The 24,334-nt window shown below is 70.1% G+C and carries 22 protein-coding genes; 7 read left to right on the top strand and 15 right to left on the bottom strand.

Translation table 11 applies throughout. The annotated features are described in order from the left end of the window. Positions 1 to 78: 78 nt before the first annotated feature. The gene (locus tag HJD23_RS14215; protein WP_171110016.1) at positions 79 to 1,395 is read left to right on the top strand and encodes an AI-2E family transporter; all 1,317 of its coding nucleotides are present in this window, start codon (positions 79 to 81) and stop codon (positions 1,393 to 1,395) included. 102 nt (positions 1,396 to 1,497) lie between these two features. On the opposite strand, the gene HJD23_RS14210 is transcribed toward HJD23_RS14215, so the two are convergent. After that, a complete protein-coding gene (locus HJD23_RS14210; RefSeq protein ID WP_171110017.1) occupies positions 1,498 to 2,031 on the bottom strand; it encodes an alkyl hydroperoxide reductase in 534 nt (177 codons plus the stop codon). A gap of 6 nt (positions 2,032 to 2,037) precedes the next feature. Then, complete coding sequence (locus tag HJD23_RS14205; RefSeq protein WP_171110018.1) at positions 2,038 to 2,592, bottom strand: peroxiredoxin; 555 nt, start codon at positions 2,590 to 2,592, stop codon at positions 2,038 to 2,040. Positions 2,593 to 2,732: 140 nt separating this feature from the next. Here HJD23_RS14205 and HJD23_RS14200 point away from each other — a divergent pair, with 140 nt between their 5' ends. After that, on the top strand, positions 2,733 to 3,689 hold the full coding sequence (locus HJD23_RS14200; RefSeq protein ID WP_171110019.1) for a LysR substrate-binding domain-containing protein: 957 nt from the start codon (positions 2,733 to 2,735) through the stop codon (positions 3,687 to 3,689). 1 nt (position 3,690) lies between these two features. Here HJD23_RS14200 and HJD23_RS14195 read toward each other — a convergent pair whose 3' ends face one another. The 5 genes from HJD23_RS14195 to HJD23_RS14175 form a co-directional block, all read right to left on the bottom strand. Continuing rightward, a complete protein-coding gene (locus HJD23_RS14195) occupies positions 3,691 to 6,021 on the bottom strand; it encodes an ABC transporter permease (protein WP_171110020.1) in 2,331 nt (776 codons plus the stop codon). Then, positions 6,018 to 6,704, bottom strand: a complete 687-nt coding sequence (locus tag HJD23_RS14190; protein ID WP_171110021.1) for an ABC transporter ATP-binding protein — start codon at positions 6,702 to 6,704, stop codon at positions 6,018 to 6,020. Before HJD23_RS14190 ends, HJD23_RS14195 begins: the two co-directional genes overlap by 4 nt. Next, on the bottom strand, positions 6,701 to 7,225 hold the full coding sequence (locus HJD23_RS14185) for a PadR family transcriptional regulator (protein WP_171110022.1): 525 nt from the start codon (positions 7,223 to 7,225) through the stop codon (positions 6,701 to 6,703). Before HJD23_RS14185 ends, HJD23_RS14190 begins: the two co-directional genes overlap by 4 nt. Before the next feature lie 139 nt (positions 7,226 to 7,364). Next, the gene (locus HJD23_RS14180; RefSeq protein WP_171110023.1) at positions 7,365 to 7,610 is read right to left on the bottom strand and encodes a hypothetical protein; all 246 of its coding nucleotides are present in this window, start codon (positions 7,608 to 7,610) and stop codon (positions 7,365 to 7,367) included. Then, positions 7,607 to 8,542 carry an SPFH domain-containing protein gene (locus tag HJD23_RS14175; RefSeq protein ID WP_171110024.1) on the bottom strand — a complete coding sequence of 312 codons (936 nt, stop codon included), beginning with the start codon at positions 8,540 to 8,542 and terminating at the stop codon, positions 7,607 to 7,609. Before HJD23_RS14175 ends, HJD23_RS14180 begins: the two co-directional genes overlap by 4 nt. A gap of 241 nt (positions 8,543 to 8,783) precedes the next feature. Between HJD23_RS14175 and HJD23_RS14170 the strand changes: the two genes are divergently transcribed. Next, positions 8,784 to 11,162: a transglycosylase domain-containing protein gene (locus HJD23_RS14170; RefSeq protein WP_171110025.1), complete on the top strand. Its 2,379-nt coding sequence runs from the start codon at positions 8,784 to 8,786 to the stop codon at positions 11,160 to 11,162. 56 nt (positions 11,163 to 11,218) lie between these two features. Here the strand turns inward: HJD23_RS14170 and HJD23_RS14165 are convergent, their stop codons facing one another. From HJD23_RS14165 to HJD23_RS14150, 4 genes are all read right to left on the bottom strand, one after another. Beyond that, complete coding sequence (locus HJD23_RS14165) at positions 11,219 to 13,324, bottom strand: ATP-binding SpoIIE family protein phosphatase (protein WP_171110026.1); 2,106 nt, start codon at positions 13,322 to 13,324, stop codon at positions 11,219 to 11,221. 253 nt (positions 13,325 to 13,577) lie between these two features. Further along, complete coding sequence (locus HJD23_RS14160; RefSeq protein ID WP_171110027.1) at positions 13,578 to 14,270, bottom strand: DUF402 domain-containing protein; 693 nt, start codon at positions 14,268 to 14,270, stop codon at positions 13,578 to 13,580. An 82-nt stretch (positions 14,271 to 14,352) separates the two neighbouring features. Continuing rightward, the gene (locus tag HJD23_RS14155) at positions 14,353 to 15,738 is read right to left on the bottom strand and encodes a class II fumarate hydratase (RefSeq protein ID WP_171110028.1); all 1,386 of its coding nucleotides are present in this window, start codon (positions 15,736 to 15,738) and stop codon (positions 14,353 to 14,355) included. Between the two features lie 100 nt (positions 15,739 to 15,838). Continuing rightward, positions 15,839 to 17,515, bottom strand: coding sequence for a fumarate hydratase (locus HJD23_RS14150; protein ID WP_269475828.1), 1,677 nt, complete (start codon positions 17,513 to 17,515; stop codon positions 15,839 to 15,841). Positions 17,516 to 17,719: 204 nt separating this feature from the next. On the opposite strand from HJD23_RS14150, the gene HJD23_RS14145 reads away from it, so the two are divergent. Together HJD23_RS14145 and HJD23_RS14140 are read left to right on the top strand one after the other, a co-directional pair. Then, positions 17,720 to 18,403, top strand: coding sequence for a DUF1707 domain-containing protein (locus HJD23_RS14145; RefSeq protein WP_171110030.1), 684 nt, complete (start codon positions 17,720 to 17,722; stop codon positions 18,401 to 18,403). A 174-nt stretch (positions 18,404 to 18,577) separates the two neighbouring features. Continuing rightward, positions 18,578 to 18,955 (top strand): WhiB family transcriptional regulator, encoded by a 378-nt coding sequence (locus HJD23_RS14140; RefSeq protein ID WP_171110031.1) that lies wholly within the window; start codon positions 18,578 to 18,580, stop codon positions 18,953 to 18,955. A gap of 178 nt (positions 18,956 to 19,133) precedes the next feature. Here the strand turns inward: HJD23_RS14140 and glpX are convergent, their stop codons facing one another. Next, positions 19,134 to 20,165 carry a class II fructose-bisphosphatase gene (glpX, locus tag HJD23_RS14135; RefSeq protein WP_171110032.1) on the bottom strand — a complete coding sequence of 344 codons (1,032 nt, stop codon included), beginning with the start codon at positions 20,163 to 20,165 and terminating at the stop codon, positions 19,134 to 19,136. Positions 20,166 to 20,291: 126 nt separating this feature from the next. On the opposite strand from glpX, the gene HJD23_RS14130 reads away from it, so the two are divergent. Continuing rightward, positions 20,292 to 20,828 (top strand): DUF4245 domain-containing protein, encoded by a 537-nt coding sequence (locus HJD23_RS14130; protein WP_171110033.1) that lies wholly within the window; start codon positions 20,292 to 20,294, stop codon positions 20,826 to 20,828. A 93-nt stretch (positions 20,829 to 20,921) separates the two neighbouring features. On the opposite strand, the gene HJD23_RS14125 is transcribed toward HJD23_RS14130, so the two are convergent. The 3 genes from HJD23_RS14125 to xseA all read right to left on the bottom strand — a co-directional run bounded on the left by HJD23_RS14125 (position 20,922) and on the right by xseA (position 23,167). Next, a complete protein-coding gene (locus tag HJD23_RS14125; RefSeq protein WP_171110034.1) occupies positions 20,922 to 21,512 on the bottom strand; it encodes a malonic semialdehyde reductase in 591 nt (196 codons plus the stop codon). Positions 21,513 to 21,697: 185 nt separating this feature from the next. Further along, entirely contained in the window at positions 21,698 to 21,949 is a 252-nt protein-coding gene (locus tag HJD23_RS14120) for an exodeoxyribonuclease VII small subunit (protein WP_171110035.1), read from the bottom strand. Between the two features lie 9 nt (positions 21,950 to 21,958). Further along, on the bottom strand, positions 21,959 to 23,167 hold the full coding sequence (gene xseA / locus HJD23_RS14115) for an exodeoxyribonuclease VII large subunit (protein WP_171110036.1): 1,209 nt from the start codon (positions 23,165 to 23,167) through the stop codon (positions 21,959 to 21,961). 132 nt (positions 23,168 to 23,299) lie between these two features. Between xseA and HJD23_RS14110 the strand changes: the two genes are divergently transcribed. Beyond that, entirely contained in the window at positions 23,300 to 24,331 is a 1,032-nt protein-coding gene (locus HJD23_RS14110) for a 4-hydroxy-3-methylbut-2-enyl diphosphate reductase (protein WP_171110037.1), read from the top strand. Positions 24,332 to 24,334 lie beyond the last annotated feature (3 nt).

The following is a 24,334-nucleotide window of genomic DNA, read 5'->3' as shown; positions in this document are numbered from 1 at the left end:
TGGAGTTCCCGCCATGTACGGTCGGACGGGACGGCTCCGGGGGGAGTGGTGGGGACAGCAGGGGTAAAGGGACGGATCATGTCGCGAGTGCCAGGGTGGCTCGGTCGGGTCGGTGCCCGGCTGACCGAGATGGGGCAACGGTGGGAGCAGCGCCGCGCCGAGGCCGAGCGAGCGCATGCCGAGCCGGAGGTGGAGCCCGAGGAGTCGGCCCAGAAGGCGGAGTCCCCGCAGTACGCGCCTGACGTTCCGGTCGTGGCCCGTACCGATCCGGCGCAGGCCGTGCCGTGGGGGATGCGGGTCGCCGCGGAGGCCGGGTGGCGGCTGCTGGTGCTGGCGGGGACCTTGTGGGTGCTGATGCGTGTCATCAGCGCCGTGCAGCTGGTCGTGCTGGCCTTTGTGGCGTCGCTGCTCATGACGGCGGTGCTGCAGCCGACGGTGGCGCGGCTGCGGCGGATGGGCGTGCCGCGGGGGCCGGCAACGGCGATGACCGCGATCCTCGGGTTCGTGGTGATGGGCCTGATCGGCTGGTTCGTGACCTGGCAGATCATGGAGAACATCGACAACCTCTCCGACCAGGTGCAGGACGGCATCGACGAGCTGCGCCGCTGGCTGCTCGACAGTCCCTTCCACGTCACGGACAAACAGATCAACGACATCGCCGAGAACCTGCGGGAGGCGATCGGGGCGAACACCGACCAGATCACGTCCGCGGGGCTGGAGGGTGTGACGGTCGTCGTCGAGACGCTGACCGGGATTCTGCTCGCGCTCTTCTCGACGCTCTTCCTGCTCTACGACGGCCGCCGGATCTGGGAGTGGACGCTGAAGCTGGTGCCGGCGGCGGCGCGGCCGGGGGTGGCGGGGGCCGGTCCCCGGGCCTGGCGGACGCTCACCGCCTATGTGCGCGGCACGGTGGTGGTCGCTCTGATCGACGCGATCTTCATCGGCCTCGGCATCTACTTCCTGGATGTGCCGATGGCTGTGCCGCTGGCGGTGTTCATCTTCCTCGGGGCGTTCATCCCGCTGGTGGGCGCGGTGATCTCGGGTGCGCTGGCAGTGGTCGTGGCGCTCGTGACGCAGGGCGTCTTCACGGCGGTGATGACGCTGGTGGTCGTGCTCGCCGTGCAGCAGATCGAGGGGCACATCCTGCAACCGTTCATCCTGGGGCGGGCGGTACGGGTGCATCCGCTGGGGGTTGTGCTGTCGGTGACGGCGGGCGGCCTGGTGGCGGGGATCGGCGGCGCGGTGGTGGCGGTGCCGCTGGTGGCGGTCACGAACACGGTCGTCGGCTACCTGCGCGCCTACTCCCACGAACGAGCCCTACGCCACTCCCCACCCCCACGAGGCGCCACAGCGACGGACAGCGCGCCCACCCAGCTACCCGACACGAGCCCCTGAGCGGCGACGGCCGCCCCAGGAATCCGAGCCCCGACCTCAAACGCCAAGACCCCGCCCACCAACGGTGGACGGGGTCTGCGTGTGCAGTCAGTCGCTCTGCGGCTACTCGGCGAGGGCCGCCTCGGCGTCCAGGGTTACCGCGACCGCCTGGACGACGGAGGCGATCTTGAAGGACTCCTGGATGGTCTCGCGGTCGACGCCGGCCTTGCGCAGGACCTGCTCGTGGGAGTCGAGGCACATGCCGCAGCCGTTGATGGCGGAGACGGCGAAGGACCACAGCTCGAAGTCGACCTTGTCCACACCGGGGTTGCCGATGACGTTCATCCGCAGGCCCGCGCGCAGGGTTCCGTACTCGTGGTCGGACAGCAGGTGCCGCGTGCGGTAGAAGACGTTGTTCATCGCCATGATCGCCGCAGCGGACTTCGCCGCCGTGTACGCCTCCGGCGACAGCGCCGCCTTCGCCTCCGGCTCCAGCTCACGCAGCACGATGGGGGAGCGGGAGGCTATCGCCGTCGACAGCACCGTGCCCCACAGCTGCTGTGCCGGGAGGTCGGAGTTGCCGATGACCGAGCCCAGGTTGAGCTTCAGGTCCTTGGCGTAGTCCGGGATGCGGGACTTGAGAGAGTCGAGGGACACCCCGGATCACTCCCCGGCCAGCAGGGCGACCGGGTCCAGCGTGTCCTCGCCCTTGTTCCAGTTGCACGGGCACAGCTCGTCCGTCTGCAGGGCGTCCAGGACTCGCAGGACCTCCTTCGGGTTACGGCCGACCGAACCCGCGGTCACCATGGAGAACTGGATCTCGTTGTTCTGGTCGACGATGAAGACCGCACGCTTGGCGAAGCCGTCCTCGCCCTCGATGCCCAGCTCGCGCATCAGCTCGTGCTTGGAGTCGGCCATCATCGGGAACGGCAGGTCCCGCAGGTCGTCGTGGTCCTTGCGCCAGGCGTGGTGCACGAACTCGGAGTCACCGGAGAAGCCGAGAACCTGCGCGTCACGGTCGGCGAACTCGTCGTTCAGCTTGCCGAAGGCGGCGATCTCGGTCGGGCACACGAAGGTGAAGTCCTTGGGCCAGGCGAAGATCACCTTCCACTTGCCCTCGTAGGTCTTGTGGTTGATCTCCTCGAACTCCTTGCCCTTCTCCAGCGAGACGCAGGCAGTCAGTTCGAACTCGGGGAACTTGTCACCGACAGTGAGCACTGGCTCTCCTTGCAGCGCAGCGAAAAACACCCGCTTTTGGCGGGTGTTTCCCATGGGTTGGACGAGCCCCGATCGTGGCACAACGCGCATTGATTCGGGAAATAGCTACACTCGGTCGAGTTGATCGGAGGTAGCTATCAGTGACCGTTGGTAACGCCGGCAGGAGGCGTCAGCCCAGTCTTGCCCAGCTGCGGGCCTTCGCCGCCGTCGCCGAGCATCTGCACTTCCGCGACGCCGCCGCCGCGATCGGCATGAGCCAGCCCGCCCTCTCCGGTGCCGTCTCCGCGCTGGAGGATGTTCTCGGCGTCACGCTTCTCGAGCGTACGACCCGCAAGGTGCTCCTCTCGCCCGCCGGCGAGCGGCTCGCCGTACGGGCCAAGGCGGTGCTGAGCGAGGTGGGGGCCCTGATGGAGGAGGCCGAGGCCGTGCGGGCGCCGTTCACCGGGGCGCTGCGGCTCGGCGTCATCCCGACCGTCGCGCCCTACCTGCTGCCGACCGTCCTGCGGCTCGTCCACGACCGCTACCCCCACCTCGACCTCCAGGTGCACGAGGAGCAGACCGCCAACCTCCTCGACGGGCTCACCTCCGGGCGGCTCGACCTGCTGCTGCTCGCCGTGCCCCTCGGCGTCCCCGGCGTGAGTGAACTGCCGTTGTTCGACGAGGACTTCGTGCTCGTCACGCCCCTCGACCACTGGCTCGGCGGGCGCGAGGGCATTCCGCGCGAGGCGCTCAAGGAGCTCAACCTGCTGCTCCTGGACGAAGGGCACTGCCTGCGCGACCAGGCCCTGGACATCTGCCGGGAGGCGGGCCGCGAGGACGCGCCGGTGACCACCACGGCCGCCGGGCTGTCCACGCTCGTCCAGCTCGTCGCCGGTGGGCTGGGGTGCACGCTGTTGCCGCGTACCGCCGTCAAGGTGGAGACGAGCCGCAGCAATCAGCTGCTCACCGGGTACTTCTCCGATCCCGCGCCGACCCGACGTATCGCGCTGGCGATGCGGACGGGCGCGGCACGCGGGGCGGAGTACGAGGAGCTGGCGGCCGCACTGCGCGAGGCACTGCGGCCGCTTCCCGTGCGGGTGCTGGACGGGGGCGAGTAGCTCACTCGGTGCGCAGGCCCTCCGGGCGCATCAGTCGCAGCAGGGGCGGCAGGCTGAGCAGCGTGACGAGGAGTACGACGCCCGCGCCGATGCCGATCATCGCCAGCAGGCTCGCCCAGTCGACGCTCACCCCGGTGGCCGTCATCTTCAGCAGCACCGCGCCCAGGGTCAGGCCCACCACCGAGGCGAGGGCCAGGCCGAGCACGATCGGGATCGCCGTCTGCCACAGCACCGACAGGCCCAGGGTGCGGCGCCGGGTGCCGAAGGCCACCAGGGCCGACAGCAGCTTCCTGCGTTCGCGCAGCTGTTCCAGCTGGGAGACGAGCAGACTCGCGCCGATCAGGGCCAGCACACAGGTGGCGCCGACGAACAGGCCGGTGCGGATGGAGTCGTAGCGCTCGGAGCGCTGGCTGGACGCCCACAGCATGGGCTCGGAGAGCGGGCTGATCGCCGCCGCCGTGTTGCGGGCCAGGTCGTAGACGTCCGGTACGGACTCGTCGAGCCGGAGATAGACCTGGCCGCCGAGGCTCTTCGCGGCCGGGGCGGGCAGCGCCTTCGGGGTGACGAGGAGGCCGCCGCGCTCGGTGCCGGTCATGTCCACGGCCGCCTCCGCCCGCTTGACGGCCGGCAGCGTCCAGGGGGTCCCCGTGCTCTCGTGTCCGCCCTCGAAGCCGGGATCGAAGTAGAGCGTCCGGCCGGGCTTCGCCATGTCGGAGATGCCGGTGTCGTACTCCGCACCCGATACGGCGAACACGTCGCCGTCGCGGCACGACGGCAGCTTCGCCACCTCCCGCAGGGCGGCGCAGTCGCCGACCGTCACCTGGGTGCTGAAGTCGGGGTCGGTGGGCTTCTCGCCGACATAGCCCTCCGAGTACGCGTACACCTTGCGCACCCCTTCGGTCCGCCGGAAGTCCGCCGCGGCCCGCGCCAGCGGCATGCCCTCCGGTACGGACACCTGCATCTGCGCGCGGGTCTCGTCGTACGGGGTCTCCTGGGTGAAGTCGTCCTCCACACCGGCGAACAGCATCTGCAGCGCTATCGCGCCGGCCACCGCCACGGCGATGCCGTTGACCGTGCGGGCCGCCGTGCCGCTGCTCAACTGAAGGCGACGGACCGCAAGTTGCCAGGCGACCGGACCGCTGCCGAGCCGGGCGACGGCTGTCTCGACGATCCACGGCAGCAGCGCGGTGACGCCGATCAGCAGCAGCATCACACCGCCGATGACCAGGTACTGGTTGAAGTCCCCGCCGTCGCTGCCCTGGCCGATCATCGGGGCGAGCATCGCCAGGCCGCCGATCGGCAGCAGCAGCCGCCACCACAGCCTGCGGCGGCGCGGCTTGGCCGTGCGGACCACGCCGAGCGGCTCGATGACCACACCGCGCAGCGCGAAGAGGGTGACCAGGACGGCGGCCGCGGGGACCGTGACCGCGACCAGCACGGCGAGGGCGGGGGAGGGGTTGAGGTAGCTCGGGAAGACGCTGACCCCGAACACCTCCAGCTGCCCCGCGATCTGGCGCCCGATCAGGAAGAAGCCGGTGCCGAAGACCAGGCCCAGCACGGCCCCGGCGAGCGCCTCGCCCGCCGCGACCCGGCGGGTCATCCCGCTGTCGGAGCCCACCAGCCGCAGCGCCGCGAGCCGCCGGTCGCGTCCCTCGCCGCCGAACCGTACGGCCGCCGCGACGAAGACGCCCACCGGCATCAGCAGGACCACGAAGACGACCAGGACGAGGAGGATCAGGACCGGGTCCCAGGGGTCGGAGGTGCCCTGGATCGGCTCCCCGAACCGTTCGATGCGGACGATCCGGCTGTCGTCGAGCTTCGACGCGAGGCTGTCACCGCCCCGGTAGAAGGCGAGTTCGGCGGAGCCGACCAGACCGGGTTCGGCGATGGTGCCGACGATCCGGTCGGACAGCCGTTCGCGGAGCAGTTTCCCGTCGGGCGACTCAAGGAGCGCCTTCAGCTTCGGGGAGACGAACATCTCGCCCGGCGCGGGCAGCCTGTCGAGGCCCGGCGGCAGGGGCGCCTTCGGGCCCTCCGGCTCCAGTTCGCGGCCGCGGATGTCCTTGTCGCGGAAGGTGGTGCCGACGTTGGCGACGAGCAGGGTGGCGTCCGTCTTCCGCGGCTCGGTGCCGCTGAACGTGAAGTCGGTGCGGGCCTGTTCGCGCTCGTGCCGGGCGTCCAGCGCGTTCGGCAGCGCGGTGGTGAGCAGCAGCAGCGCCACGCCGAGCCCGACGCCGACCGCCGTGAGCACCGCACGCACCCAGCCGCCCCGGCCGGTGAACGCGAACCCGGCGCCCATGGCCAGGTCCCGGCACCACTGACGGGCCCTCATACGACGCGCTCCATGTCCCGGGACCTGCCGTCCCGTACGACGATCTCGCGGTCGGAGTAGGCGGCGACCCGTGCCTCGTGCGTGACCAGGACGACGGCCGCGTTGGTGGAGCGGGCCGCGTCCGTCAGCAGCTCCATCACGCGCTCGCCGTTGAGGGAGTCCAGCGCGCCGGTCGGCTCGTCGGCGAACAGCACACGCGGGCTGGTGACCAGGGCGCGGGCCACGGCGACACGCTGGCCCTGACCACCGGAGACCTCACCGGGCCGCTTCTTGCCTATGCCGTCGACCTCCAGGCGCTCCATCCAGGACAGGGCGGTGCGCTCGGCGGCCTTGCGGGACGTGCCGTTCAGGCGCAGCGGGAGGGCCACGTTCTCGACGCAGGTGAGTTCGGGCACCAGCTGGCCGAACTGGAAGACGAACCCGAACTCCGAGCGCCGCAGCGCGCTGCGCTGGGCGTCGTTCATCGTGGCCATCTCCCGGCCGTCGTAGCGGATCGAGCCCTCGTCGGGCGGGACGATCCCGGCGAGGCAGTGCAGCAGCGTGGACTTGCCGGAGCCGGAGGGGCCCATCACGGCGACGACCTCGCCGGGGTGGATGGAGAAGTCGGCGCCGTCCAGGGCGGTCGTGGGGCCGTACGTCTTGCGCAGGCCCTCGGCCACGAGCAGGGAACCGGAGGGAGTCACTTCGCCACCACCTCCGCCAGCTTGTCGAGCCGCGCGGCGGTCAGTTCCAGCCAGCGCAGATCGGCCTCCAGATGGAACAGCGCGTGGTCGCAGATCAGCTGATCCGCGAGATCGCCCTTGCGTTTGCGGTCGGTGAGGATCCGCATCATCCGCAGATGCTCCGAGCGCTGGGTGTCGAGGATGTCGGCGGCGTTGCGCCGGGTGAGCAGGGCGAGGACGACCTTGGTGTACAGGGTCGACTGGAGGTACGGCTCGGGCTTCTCCGGCGTCGCGAGCCACCGCTCCACGTCGGTGATCCCGGCGTCGGTGATCGCGTACCGCTTGCGCTCCGGCCCGCCGCCCGGCTCGATGCCGTCGACCTCGACGAGGCCGTTCTTCAGCAGGCGGGACATCGTCGAATAGACCTGACCGTAGTGCAGCGGCCGGTCCTGACCGAACTTCTCGTCGAAGGCCCGCTTCAGGTCGTAGCCGTGGCGGGGGCCGGACTCCAGGAGCCCGAGAAGGGTGTGACCGATGGACATGCGGAGCACTCTACACACCGCGTATACGTCGCGTGTATACGCGCAGTGTGCAGCTCATGGCATGCGGTACGTCGCCACTGGTGGGGGTCGATTGTCACGGTTCTGCTACTGCGGTCGGGGCCTCCGGGAAGCCGGTCTGCTACTGCGGCTCGGAGTCCCTTGGTGGCCGGCCCCGGCGGGGCAGGGGACCGGCGTCCCCCGGCAGTCGGCCCGCGTCCTTGAGGGCCTTGCGGAGCAGGAACTCGATCTGCGCGTTGGCCGACCGCAGCTCGTCCGACGCCCAGCGGGCGAGCGACTCGTACACCGACGGGTCCAGCCGCAGCAGCACCTGCTTGCGCTGCTGCGGCGGCCGCCGCTTCGAGGAAGCCTCGGACGGTTCCGTCACTGGTAGAGAGACCCGGTGTTGACGACCGGCTGCGTGGCCCGGTCACCGCACAGCACCACCATCAGGTTGGACACCATCGCCGCCTTCCGCTCGGGGTCCAGCTCCACGATGTCCCGCTCGGTCAGCCGGCCCAGCGCCATCTCGACCATGCCGACCGCGCCGTCCACGATCTGCCGCCGGGCCGCGACGACCGCCCCGGCCTGCTGCCGCTGGAGCATCGCCGAGGCGATCTCGGGCGCGTAGGCGAGGTGCGTGAAGCGGGACTCGATGATCTGCACGCCGGCAGCCTCCACGCGCGCGTGCAGTTCGACGGCGAGCTTCTCGGTGATTTCCTCGGCGTTCTCGCGCAGCGAGAGGCCGTCCTCCTCGTGGGCGTCGTACGGGTACTCGATGGCGATGTGCCGTACGGCCGCCTCGGTCTGGGTGGAGACGAACTCGATGTAGTCGTCGACCTCGAACGTGGCCTGCGCGGTGTCCTCGACCTTCCACACCACGACCGCGGCGAGCTCGATCGGGTTGCCGTAGGCGTCGTTGACCTTCAGTACCGCGGTCTCGTGGTTGCGGACGCGGGTGGAGATCTTGGTGCGGGAGGTGAGCGGGTTCACCCAGCGCAGGCCGTCCTGCCGGATCGTGCCCCGGTAGCGCCCGAAGAGCTGGACGACCCGGGCCTCGCCCGGCGCCACCATGTTCAGCCCGCACATCGCGACGAACGCGCTGATGGCGATCAGGACGCCGAGGACGATCAGCGCGGCCTTGGCGCCGGCCGCGGAGACGGTCGTGGCGGCGACCACCATGGCGATGCCGCCCAGCAGCCCGATCAGGCCCAGGAGCAGGGCGAGTCCGCCGCCGATGCTGTGCGCCGGGAACTCACGGACGCGTGGGGCGGGCATCTGCGGGACGTCGGCGACGGCCGGCGAGTCGTGCGTGGACATAGTGGACATATGAGGTCCCCCGTTTCTAGCTCAGTTCTATCTAAGTGATAGCACTTTACCCTCTCACGACAACCCCAACCCCCTCTCGGGCGTCGGTTCCATGGGGAAGCGTGCTGATTCTCACGCCCACAAAAGACCGAATGAGTCGGACTTTGTCACAGAGAGCGGTGTTAGCTTTCTGAGCTGACCTGAGCCATGACACCGATGTGACAGCCGAGAGCGGAGCGGAGCGAGCGGACTCATGGGACGAGCGGAAGACAGACGAGCGCGACAGCGCGGTGGCCACCGCGCGGCGCCGAAGCGCCGCCGTTCGTCGAGCGCACCGAGCGCGCCGAGCGCAGTGAGCCCGGCGGGCCCGACCGGTCCCGGCCGCCGCGGGGCCAAGCCCGGCAAGTCCGGGAAGACCGGCATACGCAGGCTGTTCACCTGGAAGAAGATCCTCGGCACGTTCCTCGGCCTGTGCCTGCTCGGCATCGGCGGCTTCATCCTGCTGTACCTGCTCGTGCCGGTCCCCGAGGGCAACGCGGCGGCTAAGCAGCAGAGCAACGTCTACAAGTACAGCGACGGTACGGTCCTGGCGCGCGAGGGCGAGGTCAACCGCGAGGTCGTCAACCTGGCCAAGGTGCCCAAGGACGTCCAGCGGACCTTCGTGGCGGCCGAGAACAAGACGTTCTACCAGGACAACGGCGTCGACCTGAAGGGCACGGCGCGCGGTCTGTTCAACACGCTCAGCGGGAAGGGCGCGCAGGGCGGTTCGACGATCACCCAGCAGTACGTCAAGAACTACTACCTCAGCCAGGAACAGACGGTCACCCGCAAGCTGAAGGAGCTGGTGATCTCGCTGAAGGTGGACCGCCAGATGTCCAAGGACGACATACTCGCGGGCTACATCAACACCAGCTACTACGGCCGGGGCGCCTACGGCATCCAGGCCGCCGCGCAGGCCTACTACCGCGTCGACGCCGACCAACTCACCGTCGAGCAGGGCGCGTACCTCGCCGCGCTGCTCCAGGCGCCGAGCCAGTACGACTGGGCGGTCGCCTCGCCGACCAGCAAGGAACTGGTGAAGAACCGCTGGAACTACGTCCTGGACAACATGGTCGAGGAGGGCTGGCTGAACGCCTCCGAGCGCCAGGGCATGGAGTTCCCGGTGCCGAAGGAGCCGCAGGGCACGCCCGGACTGGAGGGCCAGGTCGGCTATCTGGTCGACGCGGCCAACGCGGAGCTGGCCCGGCAACTGGTGGCCGGCGGGTCGGCGCAGAACATGGAAGACGCCCTCGCCGTGGTCAAGCGCGGCGGCTGGACCATGACGCTGAACATCGACAAGAAGAAGCAGAACGAGCTGGAGCAGGCCGCCAAGGAGCAGCTCACCAGCAAGCTCGACCCCAAGAAGCGGAAGGTCGACGGGAACATCCAGCCCGGCGCCGTGTCCGTCGACCCGAAGACCGGCAAGGTCGTCGCGATGTACGGCGGCGTGGACTACGTCAAGCACTACCGGAACAACGCCACCCGCCGCGACTACCAGCCGGCCTCCACCTTCAAGCCGGTGATCCTGGCCGCCGCCGTCGAGGAGGACGCCGAGACCCAGGACGGCGAGCCGATCACCGCGAACACGATCTACGACGGTGACAGCAGGCACCAGGTCATGGACAACGGCAAGAAGGTCGGCTTCGCCCCGCCGAACGAGGACGATGTCGACTACGGCGACGTCACCGTGCAGACCGCGATGAACAAGTCCATCAACTCCGTCTTCGCGCAGATGGGCGTCGACGTCGGCATGGAGAAGGTGATGGAGGTCGCCGGCGAGCTCGGCATGGACACCGACGGAATGCAGGCGGTGCCGGCCCAGACGCTCGGCTCCATGGGCGCGAGCCCGCTGGAGATGGCGGGGATCTACGCCACCCTCGACAACCACGGCAAGAAGGTCACGCCGGCGATCCTGGCCTCGGCCGAGCACAAGGACGCCGTGGTGGACCTGCCCAATCCCATCGGCGAACAGGTCATCAGCCGCGAGGCCGCCGACACGGTCACCTCGGTGCTCACCGGCGTGGTCGACGACGGTACGGCCCGCGTGGCGGTGCGCGACAACCCGGCGCGTGACGGGCAGCAGGTGGCCGGCAAGACCGGTACCTCCGACTTCGGCAGGTCCGCCTGGTTCACCGGCTACACCCCGAACCTGGTGACGTCGGTCGGCCTGTTCGGCGAGGACGCCAAGACCGGCGGCCAGGTGAACATGGCCGGCGCCACCGGCACCCTCCCGGGCAAGGGCCGCGTCAACGGCGGTGGTTTCCCGGCGAAGATCTGGGCGGCGTACACCTTCGGCGTGATGGACGAAGTCACCAAGTTCGACCTGGAGACCACGCAGGGCGCGGCGGTGAAGCCGTCGCGGACTCCGACCCCGACGGAGACCCCGACGACCGAGGAGCCGACGGAGACCCCGACCACCGAGGAGCCGACGGAGACCCCGACGACTCAGGAGCCGACGGAGACGCCGACGACGACTCAGGAGCCGACGCAGACGCCGACGACTTCTCAGCAGCCGACGGAGACCCCGACCACGGACCAACCGACGGACGAGACCACACCGGAGAACCGGCTCTTCCCGAACGACGAGCAATGAGAGAGGGCGCCCGGCACACAACGCCGGGCGCCCTCAACGCCTTCGGGGGCGAAACCTTACCCACTGTTCAGCTCGAACCACACAACCTTCCCGGTGCTGAGCCGAGTAGCCCCCCACCGCCGAGCCATCCGGTTCACCAGATACAGCCCACGCCCACCCTCATCGGTCGCCCGGGCCTGCCGCAGCCGAGGCAGCTGCGGCACATCGTCGCCCACCTCGCACCGCAGCACATCGGTCCGCAGCAACCGCAGCGTCACCGGCCGCGACGCATACCGCACCGCGTTGGTCACCACCTCACTGACCAGCAACTCCACGGAGTCGGTCAGCTCCTCCAGCCCCCACCGGACCAGCGCCCGCCGCGCCAGCCGACGGGCCTTGCCCGGCGCCATCTCCTCCGGCTCCAGGGACCAGTACGCCACATCACTCGGCGCGATCCCGTGGAACCGGGCCGCGAGCAGCGCGATGTCGTCGTCCCGGTCGCCCGGCCCGAGCATGTCCAGCACCTCGTCGCACAGCGCTTCGAGCGGCGGCGGATGATCCGGCCCCGTGAGCTGCGCGGTCGCGGCGAGCTTCTCGCGCAGTTGCTCTATGCCGGTCCACACGTCCCGCAGCCGGGACTCGACCAGCCCGTCCGTGTACAGCAGCAGCGTCGCCCCGGCCGGCGCGTCCAGCTCCACGGCCTCGAAGTCGACGCCGCCGACCCCGATCGGCGCGCCCGCCGGAACCCGCAGCACCTCGGCCCGCCCGCCCAGGTGCAGCAGCACCGGCGGCGGGTGGCCGGCGTTGGCGATGGTGATCCGGTGCGACACCGGGTCGTACACGGCGTACAGGCAGGTCGCCATGCGGTCGGTGCCGAGCCGCTGCGCCTGTTCGTCGAGGTGGTGCAGCACCTCCTGCGGCGGCAGATCGAGCCCGGCGAGCGTCTGCGCCGTCGTCCGCAGCTGACCCATGATCGCGGCGGACGTCATGGAGTGCCCCATGACGTCACCGACGACGAGCGCGACCCGGCTGCCGGGCAGCGGGATGGCGTCGTACCAGTCGCCGCCGACCCGCGCGGTCTCGGCGGCCGGCAGGTAGCGGGAGGCCAGCCGGACGCCCGTCGGCTGCGGCAGGGTCTCGGGGAGCATGGTGCGCTGCAACTCGTCGGCGATGTACGCCTCCCGGCCGTACAGCACCGCCTTGTCGATGCCGAGCGCGCTGTGCGTGGCGAGCTGGGCGGCGATGAGCAGGTCGTCGGCCTCGAACGCCATCCGCTCCGGGCGGCGCAGGAAGACCGCGGCGCCGATGACCCGGCGGCGGCCGCGCAGCGGGGCGAGGATGGCCCGCTGGCCGGCGGGGATCACCGCCTCGCCGTCCTCGCCGAGCAGTTCGGGCAGCGCGGCGCGGGCGGCGGGCGCGTCGGCGAACACGGGACGTACCCCGCGCAGCACCTCGGCGAGCGCGCCACCGGGCCGGACCTCGCACAGTTCGGCGGTCAGCGTCGACAGCTCCGACGGCTCCGGCTGGGCCACCGGCATGAATCCGCCCTCGGTGTCCCGCTCCTCCGGGATCCGGTCGGTCCGGCGCAGCCGCAGCACGACCGGCCCCGTGGGCCGCTCGTCGCCGACCGGCAGCGGGTCGCGCAGATACACGAGGATCGCGTCGGAGAAGGTCGGCACGGTCGCCCGGCACAGCCCCATCACGATCTCGTCGAGGTCGATGCCGCGGGCGATCCGCCGGGTGGCCGCGCCGACGAAGCGCAGCCGGTCGCCGTCCCGTCGCATCGGCGTGGGCCGACCCGGCGGGGTGACCTGGCCGGTACGGCGCTCCTGGCCGCCGGGGCCGGAACGCTCCGGGTCGGTGCCGGGCTGCGCCGGGATGGCCTCCGGCGCGGGGCGCGGGCGGTGGTCCCCCACGCTCGGCTTCGCTCGCGCGGGAGGTGTTCCCATGGGCTCGTCGGCGGTCGGCTGGGAGTGCTCGGGTCCGGTGCCGTCGCTGGGTGTCACGGACGGGCCCGGGGGCGTCTCTCCGGTGCTGCGGGCCTGCGCGGGTAAGGCGGCGGCGCCGGGCGTCAGCGGAGCCGCCGGGGTACGCAGGAGCGCCCCGCGGGTATCCGCGGGGTCGGTGCCCGCCTGGGGGCGCTCGAAAGAGGTCGGCTGCTCCGTCACGCGTGTCGAATCCATCCGTCCGGGCCCGTGCGCGCCTTGCACCGCGCGTGCAGTTCGTCCCGCAGAAGTCCCGATACCCGGAATACATGCCCCAGGAACGGAATTCCCGCGTGGTCAGAGGCTGTTCCTGTGTCCTCGTACCCCTCGCTCACGTCCTGCCGCCCCTCGGTGACATCCGGTCAAGCACACTGTGCGCCCCGCGAGTTGCCGCCGCGCGCCCTTGCGGAGGACGATCCTACGTTTCCTGCCCGGGGGCGCAGCAAGGGTCTCATGAGGACACATGCGCCGGCATACGGTCCCAGTCCTCCGGAAGTGAGGGTACGGGCCAGGACGGATCCGGACGCCAGTGCTGCCAGCCGTCCGAGAACGGCGGCCCCCAGGCACGGATCACCTCCACCGCGAACCGTCCCGCGTCCCGGACCCGCTCGGCCTGCGCGGCGTCCATCAGACCGTCCCGCTGGGCCTGCGCGAACTCGTCCTCGTCCCGCCAGTGCCACGTACGGTCCGGGTGCACGGAGATGTCGAGAAAGTGGTCCTCGGAGTCCACCCCGCCGCCCCAACGCGCCAGCGGCTGCTCAAGATTGACGTACCAGTTCTTGAACCGCCAGCCCGGGTCCCAGAACAGCCACACCGACCAGGGGTCACCGGGCCGGGCCAGCTTCAGCACGCCGGTGCCGAACCAGCGGTCGCGCTGCACGGTCCGCGGCTTGGTGTAGCGCGTCTGAAGGGGCTCCAGATGCACCGGCGTCCCGTCGGCGAGCACCGGCCTGACGCACTCCGTGCCCGGCGCCAACCACACCGCGAGCAGGTCGGCGTCGTCACGGACGACGGTGACGGGGCGCGCTATGTGGAAGCGGTCGCCCGCGTTCTCCCGGTAGCGCCACAGGATGTGACTGCCGGGTGCCCAGAAGGCCGTAGCTCCGCCCGCTTCCACGCGTCTCACCGCTCCGTCGTCCGTCATGCACAGATATTAGGTGTCACCGGCATACGACGCTGCGGCACGCGTCACGGTTCACGCGCCCGTCACATGGCCGAACGGCCGGTCACGGATGCGTCATCCCCAGGACGTCCAGGGCCTCGTCGAGCTGCTCCACCGTGAGGTCGCCGCGCTCGACGTACCCGCTCTCCAGCACGACCTGACGGATCGTCTTCCGTTCGGCCAGCGACTTCTTGGCGACCTTGGCGGCCTCCTCGTACCCGATGTACTTGTTGAGCGGCGTCACCACGGAGGGGGACGACTCGGCGTACTCGCGGGCCCGTTCGCGGTTGGCGGTGATGCCGTCGACGGTCCGGTCGGCGAGCAGGCGGGAGACGTTGGCGAGCAGCCGGACGGACTCCAAAACGTTCTTGGCGATCACCGGCAGCATCACGTTCAGCTCGAAGTTGCCGGACGCGCCCGCCGTGGCGACGGTGGCGTCGTTGCCGACGACCTGCGCGCAGACCATGAGCACGGCCTCCGGGACGACCGGGTTGACCTTGCCGGGCATGATCGACGAACCGGGCTGCAGATCGGGCAGGTTGATCTCGGCCAGCCCGGTGCGCGGTCCGGACGCCATCCAGCGCAGATCGTTGGCGATCTTCGTCAGTCCGACGGCGATGGTCCGCAGCTGCCCGCTGGTCTCCACGATCCCGTCCCGGGCGCCCTGCGCCTCGAAGTGGTCGCGGGCCTCGGTGAGCGGCAGACCGGTCGTGCGGGCGACCTCCGCGATCACCGCCGCCGGGAAACCGGGCGGGGTGTTGATCCCCGTGCCGACCGCGGTGCCGCCGAGCGGGAGTTCGGCGAGCCGGGGCAGCGAGGCCTGAAGCCGCTCGATGCCGTACCGCACCTGGGCGGCGTACCCCCCGAACTCCTGGCCCAGCGTCACGGGCGTGGCGTCCATCAGATGCGTCCGCCCCGACTTCACCACGTCGGCGAACTCCCGAGCCTTGCGCTCCAGGGAGCCTGCGAGGTGCTCCAGCGCCGGGATCAGGTCCCGCAGGACGGCGGCGGTGGCGGCGATGTGCAGCGAGGAGGGGAAGACGTCGTTGGACGACTGGGACGCGTTGACGTGGTCGTTGGGGTGGACGTCCCGGCCGAGCCGTTCGCTCGCGAGGGTCGCGATGACCTCGTTGGTGTTCATGTTGGACGAGGTGCCGGAGCCCGTCTGGAACACGTCGACGGGGAAGTGCTCGTCCCACCGCCCCTCCGCGACCTCCCGCGCCGCCTCCTGGATGGCGTCGGCGATGTCCTTGTCGAGGACGCCGAGCCTGGCGTTGACGGCGGCGGCCGCGGCCTTGATGCGCGCGAGGGCCTCGATGTGGGCGCGCTCCAGCCGCTGCCCGGAGACGGGGAAGTTCTCCACGGCCCGCTGCGTCTGCGCCCGCCACTTGGCGTCGGCGGGGACACGCACTTCGCCCATGGAGTCGTGCTCGATCCGGTATTCGCTCATACCGGGTACAGCGATCGGGGATGCGGGGATGTTCCGGGGGCTTGGGCCGAACGGAGCCCGAGCCCCGCTTGCTCAGGACGGAGCCCAAGCCCCCGTTCACTCAGGCCAGGCCGGGCCCCCGTACCGGAATCGATGTGAACGTCGGCGCGGGTGCCGGGTCCTTGAAGAAGTCGTTGCCCTTGTCGTCGACCACGATGAAGGCCGGGAAGTCCTCGACCTCGATCTTCCAGACGGCCTCCATGCCGAGCTCCTCGTACTCGACGACCTCGACCTTCTTGATGCAGTCCTGGGCGAGGCGGGCGGCGGGGCCGCCGATGGAGCCGAGGTAGAAACCGCCGTGCGCCGCGCACGCGTCGGTGACCTGCTGGCTGCGGTTGCCCTTGGCCAGCATCACCTTGGATCCGCCCGCCGCCTGGAACTGCTCGACGTAGGAGTCCATCCGGCCGGCCGTCGTCGGGCCGAAGGAACCGGATGCGTAGCCCTCGGGGGTCTTCGCCGGACCGGCGTAGTACACCGGGTGGTCCTTGAGGTACTGCGGCATCTCCTCGCCCGCGTCCAGCCGCTCCTTGATCTTGGCGTGCGCGATGTCGCGGGCCACGACCAGCGGGCCGGTGAGCGAAAGCCGGGTCTTGACCGGGTACTTGGTCAGCTCGGCGAGGATGTCGTCCATCGGCTGGTTCAGGTCGATCCGGACGACGTCAGAGGACTCGTCGAGGTGCTCGTCGGTCGTCTCCGGCAGGAACCGCGCCGGGTCCGTCTCCAGCTGCTCCAGGAACACACCCTCGGCGGTGATCTTCGCGACCGCCTGCCGGTCGGCCGAGCAGGACACGGCGATGGCGACCGGGCAGGACGCGCCGTGCCGGGGGAGGCGGATCACCCGGACGTCGTGGCAGAAGTACTTGCCGCCGAACTGCGCGCCGATACCGATCTTCTGCGTCAGCTCGAAGACCTTCTCCTCCAGCTCCTTGTCCCGGAACCCGTGCCCGAGCGGTGAGCCCTCGGTGGGGATCTCGTCCAGGTAGTGCGCGGAGGCGTACTTCGCGGTCTTCAGCGCGTACTCGGCGCTGGTCCCGCCGACCACGATCGCCAGGTGGTACGGCGGGCAGGCGGCCGTACCCAGCGAACGGATCTTCTGCTCCAGGAACTTCATCATGGAGGCCTCGTTCAGGACGGCCTTCGTCTCCTGGTAGAGGAACGACTTGTTGGCGCTGCCGCCGCCCTTGGCCATGAACAGGAACTTGTAGGCGCCGCCGTCCGTCGCGTACAGCTCGATCTGCGCCGGGAGGTTGGAGCCGGTGTTCTTCTCCTCCCACATGGTGAGCGGGGCCATCTGGGAGTAGCGGAGGTTCAGCTTGGTGTACGCGTCGTAGATGCCGCGCGACAGGGCCTCTTCGTCCCCGCCCTCGGTCAGTACGTTCTGCCCGCGCTTGCCCATGACGATCGCCGTGCCGGTGTCCTGGCACATGGGGAGCACACCGGCGGCGGCGATGTTGGCGTTCTTCAGCAGGTCCAGGGCGACGAACTTGTCGTTGCCCGACGCCTCCGGGTCGTCGATGATCCGGCGCAGCTGGGCCAGGTGGGCCGGGCGCAGGTAGTGCTGGATGTCGTGGATGGCCTCCTCGGCGAGCTTGCGCAGCGCCTCGGGCTCGACCTTGAGGAACGTCCGCCCGTCGGCCTCGAAGGTGGAGACACCCTCGGAGGTCACCAGCCGGTACGGGGTGGTGTCCTCCCCCATGGGGAGCAGATCGGTGTACTCGAACTCAGGCATCTCGCCCATTCCTCACTCACGGCAGACAGCGGCTGGCCTCCATTGGCAAGCGTCCACCAGCGTAGGACGTACCACTGACGGGGAGCTTGTGAGGTAAGGCTCAGTTCGCGGTTGCCGGGTGTGGCAGCTTCTGGGGTGCCTGCCTCGGGGTGCCTGCTTCGGAGTGTCCGCCTCGGGGTGTCGCGATCTATCGTGTTTGGGTACGCTGCTGTCGTGGACCTTCAGAAGCAGACCGCGCCCGCCGCCGAGCTCCGCGCCTCCGACGCCGACCGCGACCGTTTCGCGGACATCCTGCGCGACGCCCTCGCCGAGGGCCGCCTCACCGCCGAGGAGCACGCCGAGCGAGTGGAGGGTGTCTACCGCGCCAAGACGGTCGGCGAACTAGAGCCATATGTGCGGGACCTGCCCGGCGCGCACCGGGCCCGCGCGACCCCCGCGTACACCCCCGCGCCCCACCGTCCTACGGCCGGTGCGATACCCGCGGACCCGGACGAGAACGTGGTCGCGGTGTTCAGCGCCTCGGTGCGGAAGGGGCGCTGGCGGGCGGGTCGCCGTATCCATGTGTACTCGATCTTCGGCAGCGTCGAGCTCGACCTCAGCGAGGCGATCTTCGAGTACCAGCAGGTCATGATCAAGGCCTGGTCCATCTTCGGAAACGTCGAGGTCCGCGTGCCCGAGAACGTCTCGCTGCGCGGCACGGGCGGCGGCATCCTCGGCAACTTCGAGGTGGACACGCTGGACGGGGGCGACTCCGACGTGCCCGTCGTCTTCGTGGACGGCTGGGCCGTGCTCGGCAACATCGAGGCGCGGCCGAAGCGCGGGAAGCTCGTGGCGGACATTCTCGATCGGGTGCAGCGCAAGGTCGACAAGGGTTTGCGTAAGCACCTGGACCGTTGACGGTTGTGAAGTCGACCTGATCCGTAGGGATTCGGTCACTGGCCGAGCCGTCCCGGGCGGCGCATCCGCACCCCCGGATTCCTGCGGTTCGGGACTCCCTGCATAGGCGCGCGTACAGCGGGTAGACCTTGCTGCATCGTCTCTCGCTCGCGAAGCCGTCGTCAGGAGTAGACCGTGCCGCAACTGCCGCTTTCGTCCCTGCAGGTAGCTGGCGTTCCGGCCCAGCGGGTGCCAGCACGAGACAGGGACCAAGACGCCCCTTGGCACACGGAGGCCGTGTGCCGGCGCGACGAGGCCGGCCTGTTCTTCGCACCCTCCAAGGAGCCCACCGCCGCCCGGCTCTCCCGCGAGGAGGCGGCCAAGCGGGTCTGCGCACGCTGCCCCGTCATGGTCGAGTGCCGCGAACACGCCCTCCTCCAGCCCGAACCGTACGGCGTCTGGGGCGGCCTCACCGCCGCCGAACGCCGAGTGGTCCTGGCGAGGCGCCGCCGCCGCGAACTGGAACTGAAGAAGGCGGCCCGAGCGACCAACCGCATAGCGGCAGCGGGCTGACGCCCGTACACGCAAAAAGGCGCCCCCTCCGCACAGGGGGCGCCTTTGCGATGCCGGGAACTGCATGCCCCTCAGGGGCACGGGGCTGCGTTCACGGTGCGGCTCCGCCGCGTGGGCGCGACCAGCCACCACGAACCCGCAGCCGCCGACGCGCCACAGCCCTCCCGTTGATCAGGCGCTACTTCGCCCGGTCGAAATCAATCGCGCTGTACGCCCGCAGCTTGCTCAGCCGGTGCTCGGAATCGATCCGCCGCACGGTCCCCGACTTGGACCGCATCACGATCGAGTCCGTCGTAGCGGTCTCCGACCGGTACCGAACCCCCCGCAGCAACTCCCCATCGGTGATCCCGGTAGCCACGAAGAACACGTTCTCCCCGGTCACCAGATCCTCGGTCGTCAGCACCCGGTCGAGGTCGTGCCCGGCGTCGAGCGCCCGCTGCCGCTCCTCCTCGTCCTTGGGCCACAGCTTGCCCTGGATGGTTCCCCCGAGGCACTTCACGGCACAGGCCGAGATGATCCCCTCCGGCGTCCCGCCGATCCCCAGCAGCAGGTCCACACCCGTGCCCTCGCGCAGCGCCAGGATCGACCCCGCCACATCCCCGTCGGAGATCAGCTTGATGCGCGCGCCGGTCTCCCGGACCTCCTGGATCAGCCCTTCGTGCCGGGGCCGGTCGAGGATGACGACGGTCACATCCTCCGGGGTGGCCCGCTTGGCCTTGGCGACCCGCCGGATGTTCACCGACACCGGCGCGTCGATGTCGACGAAGTCCGCCGCCTCGGGCCCGGTGACCAGCTTGTCCATGTAGAACACGGCCGACGGGTCGAACATCGACCCCCGCTCCGCCGCCGCCAGCACCGCGATCGCGTTCGGCATGCCCTTCGCGGTCAGGGTCGTACCGTCGATCGGGTCGACGGCGATGTCGCACTCGGGTCCGGTCCCGTCACCGACCTGCTCCCCGTTGAAGAGCATCGGCGCCTCGTCCTTCTCGCCCTCCCCGATGACGACGACGCCGTTCATGGAGACGGTGGAGACGAGGGCGCGCATCGCGCGCACCGCGGCACCGTCGGCCCCGTTCTTGTCACCGCGTCCCACCCAGCGGCCGGCGGCCATCGCCGCGGCTTCGGTCACCCGGACGAGTTCCAGGGCGAGGTTGCGGTCGGGGGCTTCGGAGGGGACATCGAGTTCGGACGGCAAGTGATGCTCGGTCATCGGAGCGCACCTTTCTGATACGACGACGGCCGGATGAGGGTTCGGCCACGACTCTATCCTCAGATCGGCAGAATGAGCAGAGCCCCCCACGGATGAGCAGCCGGGGCACCTGCGACGATAGGGTACGTGGCAGGTACGAACGGCAAGCAGAAGACGGTCCGGGACATGGTTCTCTCCCTGGGCCTGATCGTGCTGGCGGGATTGGTCATGTACCTCTTCATCCCGCACGACGACGACAAGGAACCCAACGTCCCCCGGGTCGACTACCGGGTCGAGCTGCTCACGGCCCGCCGTGCCGCCGCGTACCCGGTGGCCGCGCCGGAGGGCCTGCCGCAGACCTGGAAGGCGACGTCGGTCCGCTTCGACGGCCGGGAGCACGACACCTGGCACCTCGGCTTCCACGCTCCCGACGGCGAGTACGTCACCGTGAAGCAGTCCATGGACAAGCGGATCCCGTTCATCGAGGACGCCACCCAGGGCGCGGACGAGACGGAGGTCACCGAGGAGATCGGCGGCCGTACGTGGATCCGCTACACCGGCGGCCGGTACGACGCGCTCGTCCTCGCGGAGGACGACGACGCCAAGGGCGCGACGACGGTGGTGGCCGGCACGGGTTCGTTCGAGCAGCTGGCGACGATGGCGAAGGCGCTGAAGACGTCGTGACAACGTGAGAGTCGTGACAACGTAAGAGTCGTGCACAACGTGAGAGAGGCCCCCGGCGTGCGTTCGCCGGGGGCCTTTCCCATGTCGGTTCGGTCACACGGTGGTGACGACGTCCTCGTACGACAGGCGCGGTGAGCGCGGGAACCACGCGTCCGGGCCCGGGCGGCCGATGTTGACGACCATCAGCGGGGTGTGGTCGTCGTCCAGGAACTCCTTGCGTACGCCCTCGAAGTCCAGGCCGGTCATCGGACCGGCGGCCAGCCCGGCGGCGCGGATGCCGATGATGAAGTACGCGGCCTGGAGGGCGGCGTTCAGCGCGGCGGCGTTCTCGCGCACCGGGCGGTCGGCGAAGAAGGCGTCCTTGGCCTGTGGGAAGTGCGGGAAGAGGTGCGGCAGCTCCTCGTGGAACTCGTTGTCCGCGGAGAGGATCGCGACCAGCGGCGCGGCGGCCGTCTTGGTCTGGTTGCCCTCGGCCAGGTGCTGGACCAGACGCCCACGGGCCTCGGGGGAGCGGACCAGGGTGATGCGCAGCGGGGACTGGTTGAAGGCGGTCGGGCCGTACTTGACCAGGTCGTAGATCGCCTGCACCTGCTCGTCCGTGACGGGCTCGTCGGTGAAGGAGTTCGCGGTGCGGGCCTCGCGGAACAGCAGGTCCTGGGCGGCGGGGTCAAGAACGATGGACATACGTGAACCTTCTGGGGAGGTGCGACGGATCCGATGTGCGTCGGATCCGGGTGCCGGATCGGTTGACGTCATCGACGGTACGCGAGTGAAGTTCAACGTTCAACTAAACGCGGAGCGTAGTGATCCGCTTCACAACCAACCCTGCTGCGATTACTCCGGATGCCTGCTCTGCTGCTCGCCGGTGACTACTCGGCGTCGCCCTCGCCGACCGCCTTCCCGCCGGTCTCCTCCGCCGCCTCCTCGGCCAGCGCCGCGTCCAGCCGGGCCCGTGCGCCCTCCAGCCACCGCCGGCACACCTTCGCCAGCTCCTCGCCGCGCTCCCACAGCGCGAGGGACTCCTCCAGCGTCGTACCGCCCGCCTCCAGCCGCCGTACGACCTCGATCAGTTCGTCCCGCGCCTGCTCGTAGCCCAGCGCCTCATCCACCCTGCTGCTCATCCGCCCACCCTAAGAGTCGACTCGTACGGAGAACTCACCCTCGGCCACCCGCGCCCGCAGCCGCTCGTCGGACGTCACCTCGTCCGGTGCGCGGACCACGTGGCCGTCGGCCTTCTGCAGCACCGCGTACCCCCGCTTCAGGGTCGCCGCCGGTGAGAGGGCCACTACGCGCGCGTGCGTGTGCGTCAGCTCCGACTCGGCCCGGTCGAGGTGGTGCCCCAGGCATCGCCGCCCGCGCTCGATCAGCGCCGCCACCTGGTCGGCACGCTCGTCGATCATCCGGTGCGGGTCCTCTATCGAGGGCCGCGCCAGCGCGTGCGCCAGCCCCCGCTCCTCCCGCTCGACGAACGCCGCCATGCACCGCCGCGCCCGGTCCCGCAACTGCCGTACCCGCTCGAACTCCTCGCCCACGTCCGGTACGACCTTCTTCGCGGCGTCGGTGGGCGTGGAGGCCCGCAGGTCGGCGACGTGGTCCAGGAGGGGGTTGTCGGGCTCGTGCCCGATGGCCGACACCACGGGCGTACGGCAGGCCACGACCGCGCGGACGAGCTGCTCGTCGGAGAAGGGCAGGAGGTCCTCCACGCTCCCGCCGCCGCGGGCGACGATGATCACATCCACGTCGTCGATCTCGTCGAGCTCCTTCACCGCCTGCACGACCTGCGGCACGGCGTGCACGCCCTGCACGGCGACATTGCGCACCTCGAAGCGCACGGCCGGCCAGCGGTGCCGGGCGTTCTCCAGCACGTCCCGCTCCGCGGCCGAGGCCCGCCCGCACACCAGCCCGATCAGCTGCGGCAGGAACGGCAGCGGCCGCTTCCGCTCCGGCGCGAACAACCCCTCGCCCGCCAGCTTCTTCTTCAGCTGCTCCAGCCGCGCCAGCAGCTCCCCGACCCCCACGGGCCTTATCTCGGCGGCCCGCAACGACAGCTGCCCCCGCGGCGCGTACCACTCCGGCTTCGCCAGGACGACGACCCGTGCGCCCTCGCTCACCACGTCGGCGACCGCGTCGAACACCTGCCGGTAGCAGGTGACGCTCACCGAGATGTCGTACGACGGGTCCCGCAGCGTCAGGAACACCACGCCCGCGCCCGGCCGCCGCGACAACTGCGTGATCTGCCCCTCGACCCAGACCGCCCCGAGCCGGTCGATCCAGCCCCCGATGAGCCGCGACACCTCACCGACGGGCAGGGGCGATTCCGGGGACGTGTTGACTGCCATGCCGCGAGCGTAATGGGCGGCACCGACATCCCGGCCCGACCTCAGACGCCGGAGGGACCCTTCCCGCGGGCCTGCGCCATCAGCACCAGCGCTCGTGTGCGCGATCTTTGGCCCCCCGAACGCGGCCTTACGATGGGTGCCATGACTGCTTCGACTGGCCGCCGTGTCCTGCTCGCCGCCCCCCGGGGCTACTGCGCGGGTGTGGACCGCGCCGTGATCGCCGTCGAGAAAGCCCTGGAGCAGTACGGCGCTCCGATCTATGTCCGGCACGAAATCGTCCACAACAAGTACGTCGTGCAGACCCTGGAGAAGAAGGGCGCCATCTTCGTCGAGCAGACGGAGGAGGTCCCCCCGGGCAACATCGTGATGTTCTCCGCGCACGGCGTCGCCCCGGTCGTCCACGACGAGGCCCAGCGGGGCCAGCTGGCCACCATCGACGCGACCTGCCCGCTGGTCACCAAGGTCCACAAGGAAGCCGTCCGGTTCGCCAATGAGGACTACGACATCCTCCTGATCGGTCACGAGGGCCACGAGGAGGTCATCGGCACCTCCGGCGAGGCCCCCGACCACATCCAGCTCGTCGACGGCCCCGGCGACGTGGCGAAGGTCGAGGTCCGTGACCCGTCCAAGGTCGTCTGGCTGTCCCAGACCACGCTCTCCGTCGACGAGACCATGGAGACCGTCGACGCCCTGAAGGAGAAGTTCCCGCAGCTGATCTCGCCGCCCAGCGACGACATCTGCTACGCCACCCAGAACCGCCAGCTCGCGGTGAAGCAGATGGGCGCCGAGGCGGATCTGGTGATCGTCGTCGGCTCCCGCAACTCCTCCAACTCCAAGCGGCTCGTCGAGGTCGCCAAGCTCGCCGGCGCGCGCGAGGCCTACCTCGTGGACTTCGCCGAGGAGATCGACGAGGCCTGGCTGGAGGGTGTCTCGACGGTCGGCGTCACCTCCGGCGCCTCCGTTCCCGAGGTGCTCGTCGAGCAGGTGCTGGAGTGGCTGTCCCAGCGCGGCTTCGAGGACGTCGAGATCGTCAAGGCGGCCGAGGAGTCCATCACCTTCTCGCTGCCCAAGGAACTCCGCCGCGACCTGCGCGAGGAGGCGGCGGCGCTGATCGCGCAGCGGACGGAGGCGGGGGGTTCCGCCGAGGGGTCCGTCGAGGGGTGAGCA

Source organism: Streptomyces sp. Z423-1, from assembly GCF_013009255.1.
GTDB lineage: Bacteria > Actinomycetota > Actinomycetes > Streptomycetales > Streptomycetaceae > Streptomyces > Streptomyces gossypiisoli.
The sequence above is the reverse complement of the archived record's forward strand: the minus strand, read 5'-3'. Positions and strand labels throughout refer to the sequence as shown.